27 protein-coding genes are annotated in these 25,727 nt (G+C 34.4%); 13 read left to right on the plus strand and 14 right to left on the minus strand.

Annotation, left to right across the window (positions count from 1 at the left end):
* Window positions 1-71 precede the first annotated feature (71 nt).
* The 3 genes from rnc to ACE939_RS13520 are packed head-to-tail and all read right to left on the minus strand — an operon-like array spanning window position 72 to window position 2,313.
* On the minus strand, window positions 72-806 hold the full coding sequence (rnc, locus tag ACE939_RS13510) for a ribonuclease III (protein ID WP_378186124.1): 735 nt from the start codon (window positions 804-806) through the stop codon (window positions 72-74).
* A 2-nt stretch (window positions 807-808) separates the two neighbouring features.
* Entirely contained in the window at window positions 809-2,062 is a 1,254-nt protein-coding gene (gene fabF / locus ACE939_RS13515; RefSeq protein ID WP_378186125.1) for a beta-ketoacyl-ACP synthase II, read from the minus strand.
* Window positions 2,063-2,079: 17 nt separating this feature from the next.
* Window positions 2,080-2,313: an acyl carrier protein gene (locus ACE939_RS13520; RefSeq protein WP_024768509.1), complete on the minus strand. Its 234-nt coding sequence runs from the start codon at window positions 2,311-2,313 to the stop codon at window positions 2,080-2,082.
* 182 nt (window positions 2,314-2,495) lie between these two features.
* Between ACE939_RS13520 and purN the strand changes: the two genes are divergently transcribed.
* The 4 genes from purN to ACE939_RS13540 all read left to right on the plus strand — a co-directional run bounded on the left by purN (window position 2,496) and on the right by ACE939_RS13540 (window position 5,429).
* Window positions 2,496-3,074, plus strand: coding sequence for a phosphoribosylglycinamide formyltransferase (purN, locus tag ACE939_RS13525; RefSeq protein ID WP_378186126.1), 579 nt, complete (start codon window positions 2,496-2,498; stop codon window positions 3,072-3,074).
* Between the two features lie 105 nt (window positions 3,075-3,179).
* Window positions 3,180-3,815: a viroplasmin family protein gene (locus tag ACE939_RS13530; protein WP_378186127.1), complete on the plus strand. Its 636-nt coding sequence runs from the start codon at window positions 3,180-3,182 to the stop codon at window positions 3,813-3,815.
* A 311-nt stretch (window positions 3,816-4,126) separates the two neighbouring features.
* Window positions 4,127-4,261, plus strand: coding sequence for a hypothetical protein (locus tag ACE939_RS13535; protein ID WP_378186128.1), 135 nt, complete (start codon window positions 4,127-4,129; stop codon window positions 4,259-4,261).
* A gap of 826 nt (window positions 4,262-5,087) precedes the next feature.
* Window positions 5,088-5,429, plus strand: coding sequence for an SdpI family protein (locus tag ACE939_RS13540; protein ID WP_378186129.1), 342 nt, complete (start codon window positions 5,088-5,090; stop codon window positions 5,427-5,429).
* Between the two features lie 141 nt (window positions 5,430-5,570).
* Here ACE939_RS13540 and ACE939_RS13545 read toward each other — a convergent pair whose 3' ends face one another.
* On the minus strand, window positions 5,571-6,656 hold the full coding sequence (locus tag ACE939_RS13545) for a M12 family metallopeptidase (protein WP_378186130.1): 1,086 nt from the start codon (window positions 6,654-6,656) through the stop codon (window positions 5,571-5,573).
* A gap of 355 nt (window positions 6,657-7,011) precedes the next feature.
* Here ACE939_RS13545 and ACE939_RS13550 point away from each other — a divergent pair, with 355 nt between their 5' ends.
* Together ACE939_RS13550 and ACE939_RS13555 are read left to right on the plus strand one after the other, a co-directional pair.
* Window positions 7,012-7,941, plus strand: a complete 930-nt coding sequence (locus tag ACE939_RS13550; protein ID WP_378186131.1) for a PfkB family carbohydrate kinase — start codon at window positions 7,012-7,014, stop codon at window positions 7,939-7,941.
* Window positions 7,942-8,021: 80 nt separating this feature from the next.
* Window positions 8,022-9,920 (plus strand): amidophosphoribosyltransferase, encoded by a 1,899-nt coding sequence (locus tag ACE939_RS13555; RefSeq protein ID WP_378186132.1) that lies wholly within the window; start codon window positions 8,022-8,024, stop codon window positions 9,918-9,920.
* Between the two features lie 312 nt (window positions 9,921-10,232).
* Here the strand turns inward: ACE939_RS13555 and ACE939_RS13560 are convergent, their stop codons facing one another.
* The gene (locus ACE939_RS13560; protein ID WP_378186133.1) at window positions 10,233-10,718 is read right to left on the minus strand and encodes a CYTH domain-containing protein; all 486 of its coding nucleotides are present in this window, start codon (window positions 10,716-10,718) and stop codon (window positions 10,233-10,235) included.
* Window positions 10,719-10,739: 21 nt separating this feature from the next.
* Window positions 10,740-11,402 carry an NAD(P)H-binding protein gene (locus ACE939_RS13565; protein ID WP_378186134.1) on the minus strand — a complete coding sequence of 221 codons (663 nt, stop codon included), beginning with the start codon at window positions 11,400-11,402 and terminating at the stop codon, window positions 10,740-10,742.
* A gap of 29 nt (window positions 11,403-11,431) precedes the next feature.
* Between ACE939_RS13565 and dinB the strand changes: the two genes are divergently transcribed.
* Complete coding sequence (gene dinB / locus ACE939_RS13570) at window positions 11,432-12,583, plus strand: DNA polymerase IV (RefSeq protein WP_378186135.1); 1,152 nt, start codon at window positions 11,432-11,434, stop codon at window positions 12,581-12,583.
* 4 nt (window positions 12,584-12,587) lie between these two features.
* Here the strand turns inward: dinB and ACE939_RS13575 are convergent, their stop codons facing one another.
* Complete coding sequence (locus tag ACE939_RS13575; protein ID WP_378186136.1) at window positions 12,588-13,733, minus strand: methionine aminotransferase; 1,146 nt, start codon at window positions 13,731-13,733, stop codon at window positions 12,588-12,590.
* 193 nt (window positions 13,734-13,926) lie between these two features.
* On the opposite strand from ACE939_RS13575, the gene ACE939_RS13580 reads away from it, so the two are divergent.
* The 4 genes from ACE939_RS13580 to ACE939_RS13595 are packed head-to-tail and all read left to right on the plus strand — an operon-like array spanning window position 13,927 to window position 17,781.
* Window positions 13,927-14,586 carry a succinate dehydrogenase cytochrome b subunit gene (locus ACE939_RS13580; RefSeq protein ID WP_378186137.1) on the plus strand — a complete coding sequence of 220 codons (660 nt, stop codon included), beginning with the start codon at window positions 13,927-13,929 and terminating at the stop codon, window positions 14,584-14,586.
* A gap of 13 nt (window positions 14,587-14,599) precedes the next feature.
* Window positions 14,600-16,603 (plus strand): fumarate reductase/succinate dehydrogenase flavoprotein subunit, encoded by a 2,004-nt coding sequence (locus tag ACE939_RS13585; RefSeq protein ID WP_378186138.1) that lies wholly within the window; start codon window positions 14,600-14,602, stop codon window positions 16,601-16,603.
* 31 nt (window positions 16,604-16,634) lie between these two features.
* Window positions 16,635-17,021, plus strand: coding sequence for a four helix bundle protein (locus ACE939_RS13590; protein ID WP_378186139.1), 387 nt, complete (start codon window positions 16,635-16,637; stop codon window positions 17,019-17,021).
* Window positions 17,022-17,034: 13 nt separating this feature from the next.
* Entirely contained in the window at window positions 17,035-17,781 is a 747-nt protein-coding gene (locus ACE939_RS13595) for a succinate dehydrogenase/fumarate reductase iron-sulfur subunit (RefSeq protein WP_378186140.1), read from the plus strand.
* A gap of 123 nt (window positions 17,782-17,904) precedes the next feature.
* Here ACE939_RS13595 and ACE939_RS13600 read toward each other — a convergent pair whose 3' ends face one another.
* Both ACE939_RS13600 and ACE939_RS13605 read right to left on the minus strand, forming a co-directional pair.
* Window positions 17,905-18,213, minus strand: a complete 309-nt coding sequence (locus ACE939_RS13600) for a prolyl oligopeptidase family serine peptidase (protein WP_378186141.1) — start codon at window positions 18,211-18,213, stop codon at window positions 17,905-17,907.
* A 300-nt stretch (window positions 18,214-18,513) separates the two neighbouring features.
* Entirely contained in the window at window positions 18,514-19,332 is an 819-nt protein-coding gene (locus ACE939_RS13605) for a hypothetical protein (RefSeq protein ID WP_378186142.1), read from the minus strand.
* A 305-nt stretch (window positions 19,333-19,637) separates the two neighbouring features.
* On the opposite strand from ACE939_RS13605, the gene ACE939_RS13610 reads away from it, so the two are divergent.
* The gene (locus ACE939_RS13610) at window positions 19,638-19,811 is read left to right on the plus strand and encodes a hypothetical protein (RefSeq protein WP_378186143.1); all 174 of its coding nucleotides are present in this window, start codon (window positions 19,638-19,640) and stop codon (window positions 19,809-19,811) included.
* Window positions 19,812-19,932: 121 nt separating this feature from the next.
* On the opposite strand, the gene ACE939_RS13615 is transcribed toward ACE939_RS13610, so the two are convergent.
* Both ACE939_RS13615 and ACE939_RS13620 read right to left on the minus strand, forming a co-directional pair.
* Window positions 19,933-20,739 carry an NAD(P)H-binding protein gene (locus ACE939_RS13615; protein ID WP_378186144.1) on the minus strand — a complete coding sequence of 269 codons (807 nt, stop codon included), beginning with the start codon at window positions 20,737-20,739 and terminating at the stop codon, window positions 19,933-19,935.
* Entirely contained in the window at window positions 20,732-23,113 is a 2,382-nt protein-coding gene (locus tag ACE939_RS13620) for a M20/M25/M40 family metallo-hydrolase (RefSeq protein WP_378186145.1), read from the minus strand. Before ACE939_RS13620 ends, ACE939_RS13615 begins: the two co-directional genes overlap by 8 nt.
* 115 nt (window positions 23,114-23,228) lie before the next feature.
* Here ACE939_RS13620 and ACE939_RS13625 point away from each other — a divergent pair, with 115 nt between their 5' ends.
* On the plus strand, window positions 23,229-23,699 hold the full coding sequence (locus ACE939_RS13625) for a CBS domain-containing protein (protein WP_378186146.1): 471 nt from the start codon (window positions 23,229-23,231) through the stop codon (window positions 23,697-23,699).
* 3 nt (window positions 23,700-23,702) lie between these two features.
* On the opposite strand, the gene ACE939_RS13630 is transcribed toward ACE939_RS13625, so the two are convergent.
* The 3 genes from ACE939_RS13630 to ACE939_RS13640 form a co-directional block, all read right to left on the minus strand.
* Complete coding sequence (locus ACE939_RS13630; RefSeq protein ID WP_378186147.1) at window positions 23,703-24,053, minus strand: hypothetical protein; 351 nt, start codon at window positions 24,051-24,053, stop codon at window positions 23,703-23,705.
* 52 nt (window positions 24,054-24,105) lie between these two features.
* Window positions 24,106-25,008 carry a histone deacetylase gene (locus tag ACE939_RS13635; protein ID WP_378186148.1) on the minus strand — a complete coding sequence of 301 codons (903 nt, stop codon included), beginning with the start codon at window positions 25,006-25,008 and terminating at the stop codon, window positions 24,106-24,108.
* Window positions 25,009-25,081: 73 nt separating this feature from the next.
* Entirely contained in the window at window positions 25,082-25,690 is a 609-nt protein-coding gene (locus tag ACE939_RS13640; protein ID WP_378186149.1) for a superoxide dismutase, read from the minus strand.
* Window positions 25,691-25,727: the final 37 nt, after the last annotated feature.

A 25,727-nucleotide genomic window follows, 5' to 3' on the forward strand; every position in this document is an offset into this window, starting at 1 on the left:
CATCTTTTGAGTCAAAGAGGTAAAATAGTAAGTGCAAAAATAATTTTTGGTTCCAAAACGGCCCTCTCTAGCTAATCAGTCATTTTTGTTTGCAGTGCAAAATATGCACGTTTTGAGGATTTCTCTTCGGCTTTCTTTTTTGAAGTAGCTCTAGCCTTGGCAATGACTTTATTATCTATCCAGAGTTTTACGGCAAAATGCTTAATTTCATCTTTACCAGTATCTTCATAGATCTCATAGCTAAAGTCTTTTTTCTCTTTTTGACACCATTCAATCAATAAGCTTTTGTAGCTTATAATTTGCCCTTCTAAGCTTTCTATATCAACATAAGGATTAATAACAGCTTCGTGAACAAAACGCTCACAGTAATTAAAACCTCGATCAAGATAAATAGCTCCAATAAGCGATTCGAAAAGGTTACCATGTATGTTTATACCGAACTGTGATTTAGGGATATTGGTTCTTACTAATTCAATTAATTTAAGATCTTTTCCTAATTCGTTGAGGTGTTTTCTACTTACTACTTTAGCCCTCATTTTGGTCAAATACCCCTCATTGCCCTCTGGGACCTCTTTAAAAAGATGTGCGGCAATAATACTGCTCAACATAGCATCTCCAAGAAACTCTAAACGTTCATAATTAACGGCATTTCCTTTTTTATCTTTTAGATTAAGAGATCGATGGGTAAAGGCTTTTTCATAATTGGCAATAGTTCGAGGCTTAAAACCAAGTATTTCCTGAATTCTGGAAAAAAAATTCCCGTTCTTTTCAGAGCGGGAATTTAATATGTTACGAATAACACTCATTATTACTCGTCTAATTTTTTAAATAACACACAAGCATTATGACCTCCGAAGCCAAAAGTATTACTCATAGCGTACTTAATTTCACGTTTTTGCGCTTTGTTCAACGTTAAATTCAAAGAAGGATCTATGTTTTCATCAACTGTTGTATGGTTGATCGTTGGTGGCACAATACTATGCTTCATAGATAAAATCGAAGAAATAGCTTCGATTGCTCCAGCTGCACCTAGTAAGTGTCCAGTCATAGACTTTGTTGAATTAATATTGATGTTAGGTGCATGATTTCCAAAAACTTTTGTAATAGCCTTCAATTCTGCTACATCTCCTAATGGAGTTGATGTACCGTGTGTGTTTATGGCATCTACTTCTTCTGGTTGTACACCTGCATCTTTTAAACAGTTTTGCATAACGCGCTCTACACCAATGCCGTCTGGATGAGGAGCTGTCATGTGATAAGCATCACTTGACATACCACCACCAACGACTTCAGCATAGATTTTAGCACCTCTAGCTTTAGCATGTTCATATTCTTCCAAAATTAATGCTCCACTACCTTCTCCTAACACAAAACCATCTCTGGTTGCATCAAAGGGCCTTGAGGCAGTTTGGGGAGTATCATTTCTAGTTGATAATGCATGCATCGCATTGAATCCTCCCATACCAGCAATTGTAACTGCTGCTTCACTTCCTCCTGTGACAATGATATCACAATGCCCTAATCTAATATAATTAAGTGCATCAATCATTGCATTGGCCGAAGAGGCACAAGCAGATACTGTGGTATAGTTGGGTCCCATAAAACCATTTCGGATGGAAATATGCCCTGGCGCTATATCGGCAATCATTTTTGGAATAAAAAACGGATTAAAACGCGGAGTTCCATCACCGTTTGCGAAGTTAATAACCTCTTCCTGAAATGTTTCTAAACCACCAATACCAGCACCCCAAATAACACCAACCCTAAACTTGTCTACAGTATCCATATCAATGGCAGCATCCTTTATAGCTTCTTCTGAAGAGACTATTGCATACTGAGCAAACTTGTCTAGTTTTCGTGCTTCTTTTCTATCAAAATAATCTGTTGGGACGTAATTTTTGACCTCACAAGCAAATTTAGTCTTGAATTTTTCGGTGTCAAAATAAGTAATGGGAGCACAACCGCTCTTACCATTAACTAATCCATCCCAATATTGATTAATATCGTTACCTATAGGCGTTAGTGCGCCTAGTCCTGTGACTACAACTCGCTTTAAACTCATATTTTGTGGTGAAGTTATTACTTTGCGTCTTCAATATAAGATATTGCCTGACCAACAGTTGCTATGTTCTCTGCTTGATCATCTGGTATCTGAATATCAAATTCTTTTTCGAATTCCATTATCAATTCTACAGTGTCTAATGAATCTGCGCCTAAATCGTTAGTGAAGCTAGCCTCATTTACTACTTCGTTTTCGTCTACTCCTAATTTGTCAACGATTATCGCTTTTACTCTTGATGCAATGTCTGACATAATGTTTAATTTTAATTTTTTAATTAAGTGGCAAAAATAAAAAACTTTATTTTAAAACCCCACAATCCCTGAAAAATGTATTTGTATTTTATCAAATATAACGAAGTATTGTGTTTTTACTGCGTCTAAATGGATAATTATTATTTTTTTTGTAATAACAAATGATCAAGTACCATGCTATTATGAAACGTATTGTAATTTTTGCTTCAGGATCGGGAACTAATGCCGAAAATATTATTAAGTATTTTAAAGCCAACGGGCGGGCAGAGGTTACACATGTTTTTTCTAATAGGCAACAGGCCAAAGTTTTACGAAGAGCTCATGATCATAAAGTTAAAGCATTGCATTTTGATCGATCCTCATTTTACGACACCAATGAGGTGCTTAATATCCTTAAGGATGCAAGTCCAGATCTTATAGTTTTGGCTGGGTTTTTATGGATTTTTCCAAAAAAAATAATTGATGCTTTTCCGAATAAAGTTATTAATATCCATCCAGCATTGCTTCCAAAATATGGCGGAAAAGGTATGTTTGGAGACCATGTTCATCAAGCTGTGATCAATAATAAAGAGCAAGAAAGCGGAATTACGATTCATTATGTAAATGAAAAGTACGATGATGGAGCCATTTTATTTCAAGCAAAAACTTCAATTTCTGAGAAGGATAATCCAAAGGATTTAGCTAGCGCTATTCATAAATTAGAACACATCCATTTTCCTGTTGTAATTGAAAAATTATTATATTCTGAGGGTCAAAAGTAATCATTAAGAAGCTTTAGATATACATGTTCTTTTTCATTCTTATAAAAGAATACAAAAGAATATGAAGCGTCAAGCGAAAGAAAATATAATCAACCATAATCGGATATGGCTAAAAAAGAAAAATTCTATGTAGTTTGGGAGGGTCATCGTCCGGGCATCTATACAAAATGGGAGGATTGTAAAGCAGTTATCAACGGTTTTGCTGGCGCGAAATACAAGTCCTTTGAAAATTTTGAGGTTGCTAAAAAAGCATATCAGGGCGATTATGAAGACTATAAAGGACAAAAAAAAGCCAAGTCTGACTTATCTGAAGCTGAAAAAGTAAGATTTGGCGAGCCTAATCTATATTCTATTGCGGTAGATGCAGCATCCAGCGGTAATCCAGGTATAATGGAATATCGGGGAGTGGATACACAAACGGAGAAACAGCTTTTTCACCAAGGTCCCTTTGAACAGGGCACTAATAATATCGGAGAATATTTAGCATTGGTACACGGTCTTGCGTATTTAAAAAAGATCAATAGCGACCGCATTTTATATACAGACTCTAAAATCGCAATGAGCTGGGTCAGACAGAAAACCTGCAAAACTAAACTTGCCAAAACCAGTAAAAATCTAAAGGTTTTTAATTTAATAGATCGAGCTACACAATGGTTAAAAAACAATACATATACTACTAAAATAGTAAAGTGGGAAACCAAAGCCTGGGGTGAAATCCCAGCAGATTTTGGGAGGAAGTAGAGCTCTTAAATTAGTAGTTAAAATGATACGAATAGTATAAGAATAAAACAAAACCTTATAAATTATGTGGTTTTTCCATACGTAGAGTTTTAGTATTTATTTTATGTTTGTAGTAATATATCTTACCCCACTATAGTATCCAGACTTGGCAGTTAATTTATCAAGGAATATGGATAATTTTACAACATACTAATTTTTTTGAACAGGATTGTCTTTTCTAGGCACATGCGAATAATATTTGTTGCGCAACAATTAGGCAAAAACCGAAAAGCCTTTTTAATAGAGTAGGTATTTAATTAAACATATATAAGATGAAAAGACTAGAAGATTTTGAAAGTAACAAACTTGATGTTAGTAAAATTTATGGAGGTAATGCTATTGTTTTAACATATCAAAACACAATTTATACGGATGATCCATTACTAGACATGGAAGATCCTGGGTAAATTTTATTTGATTTGTATGCTTCTCTAGCTGTGTTCTTGTACTAAAATAAATCAAAAGGATTAGCAATTTTACTAGCTATCTAGTAAAGTTAGCATTACTATAAGAAAGATAGTTTTAAATCACGAAGCTTTCATATTTCTAAATAGTTCCATTATAGATGTTTTTAAAAAACACGGTTCTCTGTTTTATTCACTAAAAACATAGAGTAATACACTATTTATAAAATATATTGTAGCTTAATTACTTGCGAAATTTACTATAAAGCTAATCAAAACATAAAGATCGACTTAACTCTTGCAAAGGTTCTTTATATGTATACTAATGGCAAAAAGGTTATCACAAAAAGTTAAATTTCTATACGGCTCTCGTTTATCTGGATTAGTGACTGATTTAAAGAATTGTTCTGTGATTTTAGATGTATATGTCCAGATAATAGTATCCCCTGTTTATGACAAAATTTCAAAAAGTAGCAGAATCTATCGTTACTTACATTAAGAATAGTAGAGTAGATAATCATTAGTTCTTATTTAATAAAGTTGTAAAAATTAAAGCTATAATAGATATTCATTTTTTCTAAGCATATTCAAATCAATAAGAGATTCAATGTGAACAGAAGAGTTTTTAACGGTTACTTTAAGTAACATTCAAGTCCATATAAAAGTATTTTAAGTGTTAAAACTTATGGTAGATTGGATAAAAGAAAACAAAGATATTGCTATTAAATGATCGTCAAAAACTAGAGGTGAGATCCCAGTAGATTTTGGCAGGAACTAGAATCTATGATCATTAAAACTCTTATTTAAAGGGCATCAATAAAATGAGGTTATGAATATTATAGCGATACTATTGGTTATTATTAGTGTACTTATCATTGCGTTGCCTGTTTATTTTTTATACAAACCAGCCAAAAAAATCAATGGCCTATATGGATATCGTACACCTAGATCTATGGAAAATCAAAAGAACTGGGATGCCGCTCAAGAGTATTTTCCAAGAATGTTATTAAAATTAAGCATTCTTACAATAGCAGCTATGGTACTATTGTATCTATTGTTTTCTATGTTGATCGCGCTATTTATAGGCTTGGGCATATGGGTGATTTGTTTATTTTCTACTATATTCTTGACTGAGATCTATTTAAAGGCTAAAGAAAAAGAATTTAAATGACGGCTGCGCACTTGTATTAGGACTGTTTTTGGTAAAATTATCTACATAAAAAATGCTCTGAGGTAAGTTTCAGAGCATTTAGTTATTAAAGCATTAAAAGAAATTTAATTCTATATAAATGTTTTTGTAAGCTATAGGGTATTAGCTACCACATGGACCTAGATTATTCCATCCCGAAGCGGTTCTTTCATATAAATCTCCGTTGTACGTTACTTGATCTCCTACGGCATAAGTAACACTGGCATTATAAGGAGCAACACCATCACATTTATCAGTCTCAGGACTATCCTCACACGCACCCAGATTATTCCATCCCGAAGCAGTTCTTTCATATAAATCTCCGTTATAAGTAACTTTATCTCCTATGCTATAAGGGGTATTAGCATTATATGGAGAAACACCATCACAGATATTAGTAGTAGGGGTTCCGTCAAAAGGATAAATAGTACCTATAAATGATTTATCAGTCGCAGATAGAACCGTATTTCTTCCTACAGCAACACCATCAGTAGTATGAGCAGCAGGAATTGGATAATGCATTATCGATTTTGGATCATAAACACTGTAGTTAGAAGTGTTAGCTTCATAACGTCTAAATAAATTATTGTCTACCTGAGCTCTACTCCAGTTGTTCGGTGGCCCTGCATAATAAGCATATACAGCTTCTCTATCCCAGTTAATTCCTGCAACAGGATTTTGATGTTCATGAATCAATCCAAGCGCATGACCAAACTCATGAATGGTGGTACGACTAAATTCACTATCGGTAGTAGTATCATTAAACCATCCAAAATGCATACTTCTAGCATAGCTGTTAGAATCTGTTCCAAGGTACGACCAAGATCCACCATCATTTGCATAAGCACCTTCCTTAAAAGTAATTTTGATATTGGCTGTAGTGCTGCTGTTTGAAGCTAAAAATACAAGCTTCACATTTGCAAATTGCTCCCATTCTTTGGCATATTGCTCGACTTTGGATTGGACAAAATTATTACCGTTCAAGAATTTTATATAAATTGTTTGTCCAGGCTCCCATTCCTTGGCTTTGACACTTGCCGCTTTGGTATTGAGTTTTGCATCCCATTTTTCAACACATACTTGTGCACTTTTTTGTTCTACTGCTTCTAGAGAAACTTGAGTAAGTTCTTCTGAATCTTTTTCGCAACTAAACAAAACGACAGATACCAGTAAAAGCGTTAAAATTTTAGTCAAAAATAATTTCTTCATTATAATTAGAGTTTATGTTTAGCCGCAAATAGAAGAAAGTTTTTTATTTTTCACAATTTTTTAACAGTTTCAATTCAAAGATCTAATAGCCGGTGTATAATTCGTTTTTTAAACATAGTATTTTAAGTAAAAAAACAAACGAATCTCAAAATTTTGATAATTTAACAACTTTGGTTTCTATGATTGGTTAGAGAAATGAAAACAGCAACTTTGGTAACCACTAAATTTTTATAACACTTTCAAAAATACTCCTTGCATATTGAGCGAATTGAATTAATGGATTTTTTAAGCTATTTGATTTCTTATCGTATCTAAAAAGTAAAACTTATATTTGCAAAAAAATATTACGCTATCTATGAGTAAATTACTGATTGTAGGCTCTATCGCCTTTGATGCCATTGAAACTCCTTTTGGAAAAACTGATAAAATTTTAGGTGGAGCTGCCCCTTATATAGGACTTGCTGCCGCTACTTTTGAGGTGCCTTCGGCAATTGTTTCTGTTGTGGGAGAGGATTTTCCAGAAGAATACTTAAAAATGTTACAGGATAGAACAATTGATACCTCAGCAGTAGAAGTTGTTAAAGGGGGAAAGACATTTTTTTGGAGTGGTAAATATCATAATGACTTAAATTCTAGGGATACTTTGGACACACAGTTAAATGTATTGGCAGACTTTAACCCTATCGTACCCGATCATTATAAAGAAGCAGAAATTGTAATGTTGGGTAATTTAAATCCTTTAGTACAATTAAGTGTGCTCGAACAAATGACTGTTAAACCAAAATTAGCCATTTTGGATACAATGAATTTTTGGATGGAAGATATGTTTATCGAGGATTTACGAAAAGTAATTGCCAAGGTAGATGTAATTACTATAAATGATGAAGAAGCTAGACAATTGAGTGGAGAGTATTCATTGGTTAAAGCAGCACGTGCTATTGAAAAGATGGGCCCTAAGTATGTAATAATTAAAAAAGGAGAGCACGGTGCGTTACTCTTTCATAATGAGCAAATCTTCTTTGCCCCCGCTTTACCGTTAGAAGAAGTTTTTGATCCAACAGGAGCCGGCGATACTTTTGCAGGAGGTTTTTCTGGATACCTTACAAAGACCAACGATATTTCTTTCGAAAATATGAAAAAAGCAATAATTCATGCCTCCAATTTGGCATCTTTTAGCGTGGAGAAATTTGGAACAGAACGAATGCAGAGCCTCAAAAAAGAAGAAATAAAAAAACGTTTGCAGGAATTCAAAGAACTCACACAGTTCGAAATTGAATTAACATAATAATTTTCTAAGCCCTAGGCATTATGCTCTAGGGTTTTTTATTTACGTCGAAACACAACAATTAGAATTTTAGATATATAATGAGTGACGCTTTAAAACATGAATGTGGTATCGCAATGATTAGATTGCTGAAGCCTTTGGAATACTACAAAGAAAAATACGGAACTGCATTTTATGGAGTAAATAAAATGTATCTGATGATGGAGAAGCAACATAATCGTGGTCAAGATGGAGCTGGACTCGCAAGTATAAAATTAGATACCTTGCCAGGAGAACGTTATATAAGTCGAATTCGTTCTAGCGAAGCTCAACCGATACAAGATATTTTTTCTCAGATTAATGATCGCATAAATTCTGAATTAACCGCTCATCCTCAATATAGTGACGATGTAGCATGGCAAAAGAAAAACGTACCCTATATCGGAGAGGTTTTGTTAGGTCATGTACGTTATGGAACTTTTGGACAAAATAGTGTAGAAAGTGTACATCCTTTTTTGAGACAAAACAATTGGATGCATCGCAATCTTATCGTTGCTGGTAACTTTAATATGACCAACAATGATTTATTATTTAGAAACTTGGTAAAATTAGGACAGCATCCAAAAGATAGAGTCGATACCATTACTGTGATGGAAAAAATTGGACATTTCTTAGATTCTGAAGTAGCCAAACTTTATAAGAAACTTAAAAAAGAAGGCTTTAGCAAAGTTGATGCCTCTCCAGAAATAGCAGAACGTCTTAATGTTGCAAAGATTCTTAAAAAATCCTCTCGTGATTGGGACGGCGGTTACGCAATGGCAGGAATGTTGGGCCATGGTGATGCATTTGTATTAAGAGATCCAGCAGGTATAAGACCTGCATATTACTATCAAGATGATGAGGTAGTTGTCGTGGCCTCAGAACGACCAGTAATACAAACCGTTTTTAATGTAGACTTTAATAAGATTAAAGAATTAGATCCAGGTAAAGCTATAATCATCAAAAAAAGTGGTGAAACTTCAATACAAAAAATAATAACTCCCTTAGAACGTAAGGCATGTTCTTTTGAAAGAATTTATTTTTCTAGAGGAAGCGACGCCGAAATTTATAAAGAGCGTAAAAAATTAGGTAAACTAATTATGCCACAGGTGCTCAAAGAAATTGATCATGATACGATTAACACGGTGTTTTCTTTTATTCCAAATACGGCAGAGACATCATTTTATGGTATGGTTGAAGCAGCACAGGATGAACTTAATAAGCAAAAAAATGAAACCATCCTTGCAGAGAAACAAGATCTAACAAATGAACGGTTAAAGGAAATCTTGTCACATCGTTTACGTACAGAAAAAATAGCTATTAAGGATGCCAAACTACGCACCTTTATAACAGAAGATAGTAGTCGGGATGATTTGGTTGCTCACGTATATGATATAACCTATGGCGTAGTTAATCCCGAAGATAACTTGGTAATTATTGATGATAGTATCGTTAGAGGTACCACATTAAAAAAGAGTATTATAAAAATGCTAGATCGTTTACAGCCTAAAAAAATTATAGTGGTGTCATCTGCTCCACAAATTAGGTATCCAGATTGTTATGGTATCGACATGGCAAATTTAGAAGGGTTGGTTGCTTTTAATGCCGCACTCGAACTACTCAAAGAAAGGGGTAAGTATGATTTAGTTGAAGAAGTATATAAAAAATGTAAATCTCAAGAAACGTTTGAAGATTCTGATGTGCAAAACTATGTAAAAGATATCTATGCTAATTTTACAGATCAAGAAATTAGTAATAAAATAGCAGCGCTTTTGAGTGAAGAATCGGTTACTACAGAGGTTAAAGTAATATACCAAACGGTCGAGAACCTTCATAAAGCTTGTCCAGATAATCTTGGAGATTGGTATTTTACAGGAGATTATCCAACAGCAGGAGGAAACCGTGTGGTAAACAGAGCATTTATTAATTTTTACGAAGGAAAAAAAGAAAGGGCTTATTAAAAAGACAAAATTTTTTGTGTTAAATTTTTGTGTTTTGTGTAGTTCAACAAGTATTTTGACCTTTTATCTAAAACATTTTTCCACAAGGAAATAACGCTTTATATTAGCAGAGCCATAGCATAAGTAGGTTAAGTTCATGGTAGATTTGGGGCAAAAAAAGGTGGATTTTCCACCTTTTTTTATTTTATATACTTTTTAACTTTTGGTCCTGTATCCTTCCCAAAATCAATTTCAATAGCACATAGTTCTCCCCTCGTAAATCACATTTGTAATAAGAACGCTACCTAATTGGTATTAAAAGGATTTTAAATTTTAGTGAAGGGGTGTATTTTTCCAACTAGAGAAGGGATTTTTGCTTAGTTGAGAATTATAATACCGCTTGTCACCAGTTACTTCTTTGCCTAACCAATTTGGTTTATCAAAGTATTCATTTTCATCAGAAAGTTCAATTTCTGCAAGTATGAGAGATTGATTTGCTCCAAAGAACTCATCGATTTCAAAGGTATGTTGATTCACCACAACTTCGTGTCGTATTTTCTCGATGCGTCCAGTTTCACATAACGCTAATAAGTTTTCTGCCTCTTCGACTGTAATTTCTTTTTCCCATTCAAAACGAGTGGTTCCCGAGGCGTTACTGATACCTTTAATAGTTATAAAACCATGATTACCTTTTATTCTTATACGAACGGTGCGTTCTGGGTCTGTATTCAAAAATCCTTGCACAATTCTGTAAGACTGATGCACCTCATTTTTGTAGCTAGAAGCGGTTACCAAAAACTTTCTTTCAATCTCTTTCATACTATATGTTCAGATAAAAATTTACCACTTCAAAGCTATCTCTTGAATTTCGTCGGACTCAATAATATCTTTATCAATACTGTTTTTATCCAACCAACACATTGCTTTTGCTATTGTTTCAGGTTTGATAGATCGATATTTTTTTAACTTACCTGCTAATAATGGATTTATTACTCTCATAAATTGAATAAACAGATATTCACCAATTCTTCTTTCTTCTCTTTTGGTATCAATGAGTGAAGGTTGTAGAATATACGTTTTATCAATTGTAAATTGTTTTACAGCATCCTGCATTTCGCCCTTTACTCTATTGTAAAAAATTTTACTTTGTCTATTTGCTCCAAGTGCAGAAATTACTATAAACTTTGAAATATTATTTTGCTCGCAAAGTTTTGCTGCTGCTACGGGAATACCAAAATCGATTTTTTTGTATAGTTTTTTGTTTGGCGTTTTATTTTTGGTAGTTCCTATACAACAAAATACCACATCTGCATTAAATTGTTCTTGATACTCGCTTAATTGAAATAGATCAATGAGATACTCTTCGATTTTTGGATGTGTCAAATCGATTTTACTTCTCGAAAACAATTTCACTTGACTGTAAGTATCGTCTTTGAGAAGTTTTTCTAGTAGCGCATGTCCAGTAAGTCCTGTAGCGCCCAAAACAATTGCGGTTTTGCTCATGGCCGTTAATTTTAACGTAAAGGTAGGTAATGATAGGGTTAACATTAGTCAAAGAAGCTATAAATTTGCAAGATCGAAGTCTTAAGCAACACGTGAGTTATAGAAAAATCATACACGTTGACATGGATGCGTTTTACGCCTCTGTAGAGCAACTTGACGATCCATCGCTAAAGGGTAAACCGTTGGCTGTTGGGGGCAGTGAAAAACGTGGAGTTGTGAGTGCTGCAAGTTATGAAGCTCGTGTGTATGGGGTGCGATCTGCAATGAGTGGTGCGATGGCTAAAAGATTATGTCCTGAGCTACTTTTTGTACGACCAAGGTTTGAACGATATAAAGAAATATCAACGGCTATCAGGAAGATATTTTTTGAATTTACTGATTTGGTAGAACCCCTATCTCTGGACGAAGCATATTTGGATGTTACCGCAAATAAAAAAGGAAATCCAAGTGCAAGTCTGATAGCACAGGATATTAGGCGGCGAATATTTGAGGAAATTGGTTTGACTGCATCTGCTGGTATCTCTATCAATAAATTTGTAGCAAAAATAGCGAGTGATTACAATAAGCCAAATGGTCAAAAAACTGTAAATCCCGAAGAAGTTATAGGTTTTTTGGAAAAATTAGATGTAAAGAAATTTTATGGAGTCGGTAAAGTAACTCAAGCAAAAATGTATGACATGGGTATTTATACGGGTATGGATCTCAAATCCAAATCCGAAGAGTTTTTAACCCAGCATTTCGGTAAATCTGGTAAGCATTACTATCAAATTGTACGAGGTATACATAATAGTCCCGTAAAACCAAACCGTGAACGCAAATCCTTAGCTGCCGAGCGAACATTTAAAGAAAACATAGCTTCTGAAATTTACATGTTAGAGCGTTTGGAAAGTATAGCCGAAGAACTGCAAAAGCGATTAAAAAACAACAAAGTGTCGGGGAGAACTATTACTTTAAAAATAAAATATAGCGATTTTACCTTACAAACTCGCAGCAAATCAGTGCCGTATTTTGTTAACGATGCAGCAATAATACTTGAACTGGCAAAAGAATTATTGTATCAAGAAAAAATGAAAAACTCTGTACGTTTACTGGGAATTTCCTTATCTAATTTAAATACGGGTAAGGCATCGGTAAAAAAGAAAGAAGAAATAGAGATTATTCAATTAAAATTTGATTTATAGAACATTAAACAGTGTGTAAAACTTCGGCTGCACGTTTGAGCGTCTCGTCACTTTTGGCAAAACAAAATCGCAAAACCTTATCATCTTGTTTGGATGAATTAAATACAGAGATGGGGATTGATGCAATTTTATATTCTTTAGTAAGTCTTTTTGCGAACTCCAAATCATTTTCATTAGTAATAGCAGAATACTCCAATAGTTGAAAATATGTTCCGGTTGCAGGTACGTGCGTAAAAGAAGACCCTTTAAGTAATGAAAGAAAGAGATCTCTTTTATGTTGGTAAAAATCAGGTAAGCTCAAGTAGTGTGAGGGGGTTTCTAGATACTGTGCTATAGCTGCCTGAATTGGATGATTACCAGAAAATACATTGTATTGATGTACTTTTCTAAACTCCTTCATCAATGCAGATGGAGCTAAGCAATATCCAGTTTTCCAACCAGTGACATGAAATGTTTTTCCGAAGGAGCCAATAATAAAACTTCTAGAGGCCAAACTAGGATATCGAGCAACACTTTGATGCACTGTAGAATCAAAGATTATATGTTCATACACTTCGTCACTCAAAACTATAATGTTATTAGTAGCGACTAATTTCTCTAAGTGTGCCATATCTTCACTAGACATAGTGGTTCCGCTTGGATTATGAGGTGTATTGATAATGATCATCCGAGTTTTTGGGGTAATCGCCTCAGCAACCTGATCCCAATCAATAGTGTAGTTTGGATACGAAAGCTGAATGGGTATAGTGACTCCTCCAAACAAGCGTATAGAAGGTTCGTAACAATCGTATGCAGGTTCAAAAATAATCACTTCGTCTTTTGGGTGAATAAAGGCAGCGATACATGTAAACAGGGCTTGTGTAGCTCCGCTAGTAATAGTTATTTCGGTTTCTGGATGATAGGTATAACCATAAGAATTGGCAACTTTTTCTGCAATACGTTCTCGTAGCTGCATCAGTCCAGCCATGGGTGAATATTGATTTTTACCAGATTTCATCGCCTTAGATACTAGAGTAATAAGTTCTGGATCCACAGGAAAATCAGGAAAACCTTGCGATAAATTAAGAGCCTGATACTGGTTGGCCAATTCGCTCATTACTGTAAATATTGTTGTATGGCTTACGGGAAGTTTGGAAAGCAATGGTTTCATAAAAATAAAGTTACGAATTTAGATCGTAATCTTACTTTATTTATTAAAGGCATCCATAATATATCAGAAAAAAGAACAGATCAGTATCAAAGTTTTTTATATTGATTATAAATACTGGATAAAAGTAGGAAAATGTTGTTAAAAAGATGTTTGAGGCGTACTTTTGTTTCTCAAAATTTAAATATTTTAACTAATGGGTGGATTGATAAAATCTTCAATTGCTAGAAAAGTTGCCATGGCTCTTTCGGGACTTTTCTTAGTTTTCTTCTTATTACAACATTTTACTATAAATTTTACTTCTATTGTGAGTGAAGATGTCTTTAACGAGTTGTCACACTTTATGGGAACAAATTTTGTGGTTCAATTTCTATTACAACCCGTGTTGATTTTTGGAGTTGTATTTCATTTTATTATGGGATTCATTTTAGAAATCCGTAATCGTAATGCCAGATCAGTAAGTTATGCGCGTTATGATGGAGGGGCCAACTCCTCATGGATGTCCAGAAATATGATAATAACAGGTTTGGTAGTGTTAGCTTTTTTAGGGTTACATTTCTATGATTTTTGGGTGCCCGAGATAGTACACAAATATATAGAGGTTGCTCCAGAAGATGCTACACGATATTATAGTGAGTTGGTAGAGAAGTTTGAGAGCCCAATTCGTACAGGATTGTATGTGGTTTCCTTTGTGTTTTTAGGATTACACCTATGGCATGGATTTGCGTCATCTTTTCAATCTGTCGGATTTAACAATAAGTACTCTCTAGCTGCTACTAAGTTTGCAAAAGCTTTTGCAATTATTATTCCGTTAGGATTTGTAATTATTGCCTTAGTACATCATTTTAATCATTAAAATTACCGCTATTATGTCAATTTTAGATTCTAAAATACCTAAAGGTTCACTGGCAGATAAGTGGACCAATCATAAAAACAAAGTTGATCTGGTAAATCCTGCAAACAAACGTAACATTGATGTTATCGTAGTAGGTACAGGACTAGCAGGAGGTAGTGCAGCAGCTACACTTGCAGAGTTAGGTTATAACGTTAAAACGTTTTGTTATCAAGATTCTCCTCGTCGTGCACACTCAATTGCCGCACAAGGAGGGATTAATGCTGCAAAAAACTATCAAGGTGATGGAGACTCTAATTATCGCTTGTTTTATGACACGGTAAAAGGAGGAGATTATCGCTCTAGAGAAGCAAACGTATACCGTCTTGCTGAGGTATCCGGTAATATCATTGATCAATGTGTTGCGCAAGGTGTTCCTTTTGCTAGAGAATACGGTGGATTATTAGACAACCGATCTTTTGGTGGGGTACTTGTTTCAAGAACATTTTATGCCAAAGGGCAAACGGGACAGCAATTATTATTAGGTGCATATTCTGCAATGAACCGTCAAATTAATCGAGGTAAGATACAAGCCTTTAACCGACATGAAATGTTGGATTTGGTAAAAGTCGATGGTAAAGCTAGGGGAATCATTGCACGTGATTTGGTTACCGGAAAAATAGAAAGACATTCGGCACACGCTGTGGTAATAGCTTCGGGTGGATATGGAAACGTATTCTTTTTGAGTACTAATGCCATGGGAAGTAATGTGATGGCAGCTTGGAGAGCACACCGTAGAGGTGCTTTTTTTGCAAATCCTTGCTTTACACAAATTCATCCAACCTGTATTCCTGTATCAGGAGATCATCAGTCAAAATTAACATTGATGTCTGAGTCGCTTCGTAACGATGGACGTATATGGGTGCCTAAAAAGAAAGAAGATGCAGAAGCAATTCGTGCAGGTAAATTAAAGCCTACACAAATAGCCGAGGGAGATAGAGATTACTATTTGGAAAGACGCTATCCTGCTTTTGGTAATTTGGTACCTCGTGATGTGGCTTCTAGAGCTGCAAAAGAAAGATGTGATGCCGGTTTTGGTGTTAATAAAACTGGAGAAGCGGTGTACTTGGATTTTGCATCGGCTATTAAGCGATACGGAAAAGAAAAAGCGTTAACTTCTGGTATGAAAAATCCATCAGAAGCCGAAATTATAAAACTTGGAGAAGAAGTCGTAGAGAATAAATACGGTAACTTATTCCAGATGTACGAAAAAATTGTAGACGAAAACCCATATAAGACTCCAATGATGATTTACCCTGCGGTGCATTACACAATGGGAGGGCTTTGGGTTGATTACAATCTACAAACTACTATCCCTGGATGTTATGCAGCAGGAGAAGCTAATTTCTCTGATCATGGTGCAAATAGACTTGGAGCTTCGGCATTAATGCAGGGGTTAGCAGATGGTTATTTTGTATTACCTTATACTATTGGAGACTATTTAGCAGATGATATTAGAACGGGTAAAATTTCAACAGATTCGCCAGAATTTGAAGCAGCAGAAAAAGAAGTTAAGGAACGCATTGAGAAATTAATGGGAGGTAGCGGACAGCATTCTGTTGATTATTACCATAAGAAACTTGGTAAAATCATGTGGAACAAATGCGGAATGTCCCGTAATGCCAAGGAACTTCAAGAAGCTATTGATGAGATCGCTGTATTACGTGAAGATTTCTGGAAAAATGTAAAAATTCCAGGAAGTGCAGCAACCAAAAATCAAGAGTTAGAGAAAGCTGGTCGTGTTGCAGATTTCTTGGAGTTAGGAGAGCTATTCGCAAAAGATGCATTGCATAGAAATGAGTCTTGTGGAGGTCACTTTAGAGAAGAATATCAAACACCAGAAGGTGAAGCATTACGAGATGATGAAAACTTTAAGTTTGTATCAGCTTGGGAGTATAAAGGTGCACCAAAAGATGCCGTGCTTCATAAAGAAGAATTGGTTTACGAAAATATTGAATTAAAAACAAGAAGTTATAAATAAAGTGAATTAGTAGTTAGGCATAAGCCACTGGATGGGAACTGTACAATCATATAAAGATTTGTTAATTTGGCAAAAAGGAATTGAAATTGTCAAAGAAGTTTACTCAATCTGTGCAGAGTTGCCTAAAGATGAAATTTTTGTATTGCAAAGTCAGTTAAAAAGATCATCTATTTCAATTTCTTCAAATATAGCCGAAGGCTGGTGGAGAAATTATACTAAAAGTTATGTTCAGTTTTTGAGTTATTCTACAGGATCACTGCTAGAATTAGAAACTCAATTAATAATTGCACAGGAACTAAGTTTTATTTTAACAGAAAAATTTAATAGAATTCAAGATTTAATTACTGAACAGAGTAAAATGTTAAATGCATTTATTAATGCGGTCAAAGCAAACAAGTGCCTTTTGACTCTGGGCTAACAAACTAAAAATTATGAATCTTACATTAAAAATATGGCGTCAGCAAGATGCCACTTCAAAAGGAAAGTTAGAAGCGTACAACGTGACTGATATCGATGGTGATATGTCTTTTTTAGAAATGATGGATGTGCTTAACGAGCAACTCATTGTCGAAGGTCATGATCCAGTAGAATTTGATCATGATTGTAGAGAAGGTATATGCGGATCCTGTTCATTGCAGATTAACGGTGAGCCTCATGGACCAGACAGATTGGTAACTACGTGTCAACTGCATATGCGGAAGTTCAAGGATGGAGATACCATCACCATAGAACCCTTCAGAGCAAAAGCATTTCCGGTAATAAAGGATTTGGTAATTGACAGAACTTCCTTTGATCGTATACAGCATGCTGGAGGATATATTTCGGTAAATACCTCGGGAAATACAATTGATGCTAATGCTATTCCGGTTGAAAAAGAAAAAGCAGATGATTCTTTTTATGCCGCGACCTGTATAGGATGTGGAGCCTGTGTAGCTGCCTGTAAAAATGCTTCTGCTATGCTATTTACCTCTGCAAAAGTCTCACAGTTTGCATTGTTACCACAAGGACAAGTTGAAGCGACAGATCGTGTTTTAGCCATGGTAAATCAAATGGATAAAGAAGGATTTGGTAACTGTACCAATACAGGAGCATGTGAAATCGAATGTCCTAAAGGCATTTCGTTAGAAAATATTGCACGTATGAACAGAGAATATTTAAAAGCGAGTCTTAAAGGATAAATCGTTTTAAAATAATTATATAAAACCTCCAAGTCGTTTTAGACTTGGAGGTTTTTGTTTATTACCTATTGCAAAATAATGTAAATCCAAAATTTAAGGTCAGTTTATAAGTGGATTAAAGTATTAGTTTTTATTTTTAGGTTGATAATCGGGATGACCAGTTTGCCAAAAAAGGAAAGTCATTATATCCAAAAGTTCTTTGTTTTTTTTGTCTTTTACAGCATTAAATCCGTGACCACCTTCAAAGTCAACAATAAGCAGGACAGGTTTCTTTGAAAGTGTAGAAGCCTTCATTTTTGCAGCAAACTTAGTAGTCTGCCAAACTGCAACTCTAGAGTCGTTTAATCCTGCGGTAAGAAAAACTGCTGGATATAAGGTTTTTTTCTTGTATATGGTGATAAGCATCCATTTCATATAAATATTCAAATTCATTTGGATCTTTGATAGTACCAAACTCCTTTGATAGATTTTGGCCGTTGGGAGCAAACTCTGATCTTAACATGTTTAACATAACTACATGAATAACTGCTGAAGCTGGAATGGCTAGATCTGCAGTAGCTATTAATAATATAGTAGGACAGAAATTTATATTATGTTAGCTCCTAATTACATATACAAACAGAATAAACTCAAAGGAGAACAGAGCAAAAATAAAAAAGGTAGTGGTATTAAACCAACTACCTTAAATCTATTAATTTTGTAACGCTATTGTAGGACGAAACATCATTTTTTTTAAAAGTTAATCTTCTTAAAATGATGTACATGATTTAGTTCAAGGACATTTCCTTGATTATCGATTACTTCATAATATACTGTCCTACTTGTTGGAGCTTCAATAATAGTTCCTGCTGGTGGCCTTTGCCTAATCGTTAAATAATTATCACAATTATCTTTAAGGTTAAAACGAGATTCTAAAAAATCTCTGTTATCAGGCATTGTCATAGGAAAGCTTTTGGTAAATGATTGTTTTGCTATACAAACTTGAGCTACATCAGGTACGGTTATACAAACTGGAGTAATGGTAGGCTTTTCTTTATCATAATCACACGCATTATTTAAAATCACGAAGTATTTAAAGTTACGCCAAGTATTCCATTCTATTCCATTATGTGATAAATATGCTGGAACAGTCCGCCCTGGATACCAAATAGGTAAGGCTAACCAAAGATTTCTAGAAGTGTCAATTACATATATGAAATTAACATCTTCATACTGATAAGTAAATGAAAATTGTGGGTAAAAAAAATGATCTCTTTCTGTAATTGTGTTCCCTTCTCGGGAAAAAAAAGTTGTACCATCATCGGTTTTTCTCCATTCTTGTCGGCCTGATTCTTGGTTAGCTACTTTGTTAAATGCGTCGTATTGATCAAGTTCTGAGATATCTTTTAACGGTTTGGGTTCAGTAAATTGTAAAGGTTCTGTTTCAACCTGATCCTCTTTAAATGATACATTCTCATTTTGGGTTAAAACTTCTAAACTTTCTTGTTCTTCAAGTTCACAAGATTGAAATAAGAGACAGGAAATAATAATAATAAATAAAATCTTTTTCATAATAAATGATTAGTTTAAATTGCTGCTTAAAGGTATTTGTATTCTGCCTGATATAATTCACCGTATTCAGTGAATTTACCCCAAATGTAAACTGGGAAACTTAAGTTGAATTGTTACTTTTAGTCTTCTAGACGTGATCCGACCCTCTTAATCATAGCTAAGTTTTTATACTTTTTTATTGAGTATTTTATGATCGGTTGGAACGCTCCTCAATGAGTTTTTAAATTTCTCTACTTTATCACCTTAAGTCTCAAAAAATGAAACATCTAACCCGTACTATTGTGTTGTAATTAAAACCAATAGACATGAAATATTATAAAAATCTTACTACTAAAGAAATCAACGAAATATCAGGAGGTAGGTTATATACCGCAAACAATTTAGCGATAGATCACTTACCTGTTTGGGACGGAGTTTTTAATCCGGATTGGGGTTGGGAAGGAAGTGGCCCTGGTGGAATAGTGCTTCCTACTATTTAAAATTTATAATTTGTGTGTAATCCCCTGTGTTTTATTTTTAAACACAGGGTTTTTTTGTCACATATATGAGTCAATGGTTTTGATTGTATGAGTTTGCCTATATATTTTTAAGATACTTTCTCTATATATCCTTAATCTCGTATCCCAAATCCTTCTGAATATATTTTGAGTCAATACTCTTACCTTTTGAAACACTCATGTAATCATATTTTGGAACGTCAAGACCTCTTTTCAAACATTGAGCAGTGTAATATTCAGATTTTTTAGGGTGATTAGAAGCAGAGGCATTATAAACTTTATTCCATGCATTGTTATTAATGATTTTTAAAATTATTTGGATACAATCTTCTCGATCAATCAGGTTTACTGGAGCCTCTGGATTTTGAATGTTCTCACGTCCCGATAGCATAGTAGCGGGGTGTCGATCCTTACCGATAAGTCCCCCAAAGCGTAAAATTGTGGTTGAAAAATCAGTACGTTGCTGCAACAACTTTTCTATCACAGTTAATTGTTTACCAGCTATAGATGTTGCATTTGGTAAGGTTAGATTAGTAATTAAGGGAATTTCCTTAGTATCTTCATAAACTGTGGTAGAGCTTATAAACAAAACAGAATTGATAGAAGAAGCTTCTATATAAGGTAGCAATCTTTTAATTTTGCCTACAAAATCACTAGAGGGATTACGCCGTAAGCCTGGGGGAATTGCAATAATTAGAATTTTGCTATCTTTCAAAAATTGAGCAATATTACCTATTACAGCAGTCTCGGTTAATACAATTGTATATGCAGCAAGCCCTTTGCTTTGTAACCTTTCTAGTTTTGCATCAGATGTTGTCGATCCTTTTATCGAATAACCTTTAGCTATGAGCTTTTCAGCTAGAGGCAAACCCAACCATCCAGCACCTAAAATGCTTATTCCCTTATTCATAACTAAAGTTTTCTTCTGCGTCAATAGTAACGACTGAATCCTTAACTATTTCTAATTGCTCTAAAGTAAAGGAACGCTTTACAATCACTGCATCGTTGAGTACGAAAGGTTTTGGCATCATTGCAGATGTACGGGGTGCTATCTGAAACTCGGGATGTTGTAATAAATCGTAAGAGGATTCAAATAAGACAAAACTAGGATCAGTGTCTGTATTCATAGTGATGTCTAATAATAAGGGTTCACTATTTTTTGCATAGTATGTAAATAACTTTTGATCCCATCGTTTACTAAATACATGGTACAATTCATCTTTGTATCGCAACTCCAAAGCTTGTTCACCGTTAACTGTTAACGAAGTAAAATTTGTCACTTTTTGTGTATAGACATCTATTCTATTAATTTCTCTATTAGGTTGAATGTGTAGCCGCAACTCACGTTGGTTATTTGTAATTGTATCGCTGATAAGTTGTATGGTAGCTGCAGGAATATTTTTAAATGGCGCAATACTACTTTTAGTAAAACTAAGACCATATTTACTGTTAATAATCGTTTTATTAAGAGCAGCATTATCTTTAATTTCTTCCGAAAAATATGGAAGAGTATAAGCATCCAACAAGTGATCATATGTAGCCCAAGTGGCTTTATGAGTATCTTCATCTAGTATATAAACCAAACTATTGGGTTTTTGACGCTTCTCATTAAAATCTGAAGTAGTATGTGCTGCAATAAAGAAGACTATCGAACCTATAATAAATACTGCACTATACCAATGCTGATATTTATAAAAAGAAAAAATAGGTAACAAAAGTGCAAATAATAAAACGGTTAATATTGAAGCAATCGGGAGCATTTTAAGCCCCAGAGCTACAGGAAAACTAGCTATAAACGGAAGCAAAATGTATAACGCAGGGAATGATAATACCACCATCAATACGCTATTTGGTCTTTTTTGCCGTATTAAAATAAATAGCTGAAGTAGTGCAAAATAAACAAGCCAAATAAAATAACTAGCACCCTCTAGATAGACTGCACAAAGAATAGCAATAAGTAGCCACTGTATAATTACAGGCACCAAAAGACTTGCTTGATTACGCTCTTTATAGATATAAGAAAACACTTTAAAACAAATAGCAGCAGATAGCAAGGTAAAAGCTAGGATATAGTAATAACCATTATAGGTAAAACCCTGCTGAATTTCGTTATATTCAGGATAAATTAGTTTGAGTAACTCCCAACCTCCATACGTAACACCCCCTGCCAGAAGTAAGCATAATACTAGTGCCCCGCTCGCTTTTAATCCATCAATAATACCTAGACGATAGTTAATCCTACCATAAAATAATAGGACAATAAAAACAATTAAAGCAACTATCCAAAGCGTGTGAATCCAACTAAAGGGATATTTAATAATCTTGGAAATCGGAGCATTAAAATAAATGTAATCCTTATCAGACGTAAGTGTAGACAAATCAGCATTACTAAAATGCCTTAAAAGAGGTAATAAGTAGCTGCCTTGATGTTGTAGGGTTGAAAGATCCAAATTCTCCCAAGTATCATTTGCTGTATGATAGTCAAAATGATCATCGATAAAGGCAAAATTAAATCCTTCAATATTACCTTGTTCTCTAAAAACCGTTAAATCAGTATCATTAGGTAGCATTTTATAAATGCTGTATGCTAGTGAATTGGTTACTGGATATTGTACAGATGCTTCAGAAAAAGCACCGATCAAATTCCCGTTTTTACCATTAGTCTCCATGAGCATAAATGAGTTACCTCCACTACCTCTTGCTTCAAAATTGAGGATAAGTCCTATATCTTTTGCCCAAGTATGTTTTTTCATAAATAAATCGGCACCGTTAAGTCCAATTTCTTCGGCATCGGTAAAACAAATAATTATATCGTTTTTGGGTTTTGGATTTTTTGCCAAATATGCCCGTAAACCTTCCAAAATTGTGGCAACTCCACTTGCTGCATCACTCGCCCCAAATGAAGAGTGTGTTGCACTGTCATAGTGTGTGAGTAAAACTAAAGCCTTGGCAGATGAATCGCTACCTTTTATTTTTGCAACTACATTTTCAGGAGTACTCATGTCACCTGATTTATAAATAGAGAACCCTGTTTGTATCTCGCTTTTTAAGCCAAGTTTATCCAATTCTGAAATTATATAGGATTGAACATTTTGGTGATCAGGACTACCATGATAGTGAGGTGCTTTTGAAAGTTCTTTAACATGATCCAATGCTCTCATAGTTGAGAACTCGGTTAATGGAGTGTCATATGCTGTTATCGACTGTGGTTTACTACTGTAAAAAACATACCAGATTGAAAGTAAAATAAGCAATGTCGAAAAGAATGCGGGGTGTTTTTTCATTGACTTTTGGTTTAGCTAAAGATAATAAATAAGATTTTACTTACAAGGGTCAATTTTAACACATATCAAATCATTGAAAATCACTATATTTAAGATGAACTAAAGATATATTGTTATGGGAATTATAAGTTTTATAGGGGCACGATCCAAATCAAAGAAGCAAGATGAGACCTTAATAAAGGTGTCAGATTACATGACTAGAGAATTGATAACATTTACACCTGATCAATCTGTCATGGAAGTGATTGAGACATTGGTAAAACACAAAATATCTGGAGGTCCTGTGGTAAATCATCGTTATGAATTATTAGGAATTATCTCTGAAGGAGACTGCATTAAACAACTTAATGAAAGTAGATATTATAATATGCCCATAGATGATGCCACCGTGGATAAGTTTATGGTTAAAAATGTCGAAACGATCGATGGCAATGCTAGTATTTTTGATGCTGCTAATAAGTTTATTGAAACTAAAAGAAGACGATTTCCTATCTTGGATGGTGCTAAGTTAATCGGACAAATTAGCCAGAAAGATGTCATGAAGGCTGCGTTAAAAATGAACAGTCAACGGTGGAGAGAGTTTTAATATTTATGCCTTTCTTTTTACCAATGCATAAAAATCATTTTCTAGTGCTAGATAGCCTTGATCATATACAAAATAATATACATTTCCTGTTTTGGTAGTATATATACTGGTGAAGAGGTCAAAATCAAAATTTTGAGCAATGAGTTTACTTTTTGGTACTCTAATTTTTTCATCTGGATTTAGATGCTGTAGTACTCTATAGTTTTTTCGCAAGCGATTGTTGACTGTGCGAATTAGATTGGTAGTATCTTTGTTAAGTTTGTTGTTAAACGCATTACGACAGTAATCACTACAAAATTTTTTATCTCTACGACCTATTATTTTTTCCCCACATTCGGGACATTTTTTTTCCATATAGTATACCCAATAGCGACTCGAAGATACAATAAAATATTAGCTATAAAAATCAGTCAAACAAATGTTTAGCTACACGATAGGTGTTGGCATGTGCCTCTATAATTGTTTTTATATCTGGAGAGTATCCTCCGCCCATCGAACACATTATAGGTATTTGGTGTTGTTTTGAAGTAGACAATACGAATCGATCACGCTCTTTGCAACCAGCAAGCGTACAGTTTATTTTACCAAGTTTGTCACTTGATAGGATATCCACACCCGATAAATAAAAGATAAAATCAGGTTGTTGATCCTGTATTAATTTGGGTAAAGTTTCTTTTAAAATTATTAAATATTCTGTATCAGTTGTCGTATCGGGTAAAGCAATATCAAGATCAGAAATTTCCTTTTTAAAAGGATAATTTGAGGCGCCATGCATCGAGAATGTAAAAACAGTAGGATCCTTAGCAAAAATTTCTGCGGTTCCGTTTCCTTGATGTACATCTAGATCTACAATTAGTATCTTTTCAATGTTATGATATTTTTGTAAATATTTTGCAGCTACAGCTTGATCGTTTAATAGACAAAAAGCTTCTGCACGATTGCTATAAGCATGATGGGTACCTCCTGCAATATTAAAGGCTACTCCGTATTGCAATGCAAATTCTGTAGCCTTAATGGAGCCATCGGTAATTAACAATTCTCGATCTATCAAAGCTTTAGTCAATGGAAAACCAATTTTTCTAACAGCTTTTGCGTCGAGAGTAAGATTGAGTAATTGTGTGACATAATCTTTACAGTGTGTTGCATAGATCAAATCAAGACTTGGATAATCAGGCAAAAAAAAATTTGAATTTGTACAAGTGCCTTCATACAATAATTGCTTTGGTAACAGCTCGTACTTTTGCATAGGAAAACGATGTCCCTCTGGCAATGGATGAGTGTAGATGGGATGATAGGCAATCTTTAGCATACAGAAAAGAAAAAGTTATAATGCAAAAGAGACATCACTGTGATGTCTCTTTTTATACATATTGAATAGCTTCTTATTTATTTTCAGCATATCGTTTCGCTACTTCTTCCCAATTAATAACATTAAAAAATGCATTAATATAATCAGGGCGACGGTTTTGATAATTTAAGTAGTAAGCATGCTCCCATACGTCAATACCTAAGATCGGTGTACCACCACAGCCAACTTCTGGCATTAAAGGGTTATCTTGATTTGGCGTTGCACATACTTCTAGTTTTCCACCTTTATGAACACATAACCAAGCCCAACCAGATCCAAATTGAGTTCCAGCAGCATTAGAAAATGCATCTTTAAAAGCTTCAAAAGAATCAAAAGCAGCATCAATAGCTTCAGCAAGTTCTCCACTTGGTTTACCACCACCATTTGGAGACATTACTTTCCAGAATAAACTGTGGTTGTAAAAACCACCACCATTATTTCTAACAGCTTTGTTAGAAAGATCGAGATTGATAAGAATGTTTTCTATAGTTTTTCCTTCTAGATCAGTACCTTCGATAGCTGCATTAAGTTTACTTGTGTACCCCGCATGATGTTTGCCATGATGGATTTCCATTGTTCGTGCATCTATATTAGGTTCTAAAGCGTCAAAAGCGTAGTTTAATTTCGGTAATTCGAATGACATAATATACTTTTTAAGTTAAAAAATAATAAGTTCAAAT

Source organism: Aquimarina rhodophyticola (genome assembly GCF_042434915.1).
Lineage (GTDB): Bacteria > Bacteroidota > Bacteroidia > Flavobacteriales > Flavobacteriaceae > Aquimarina.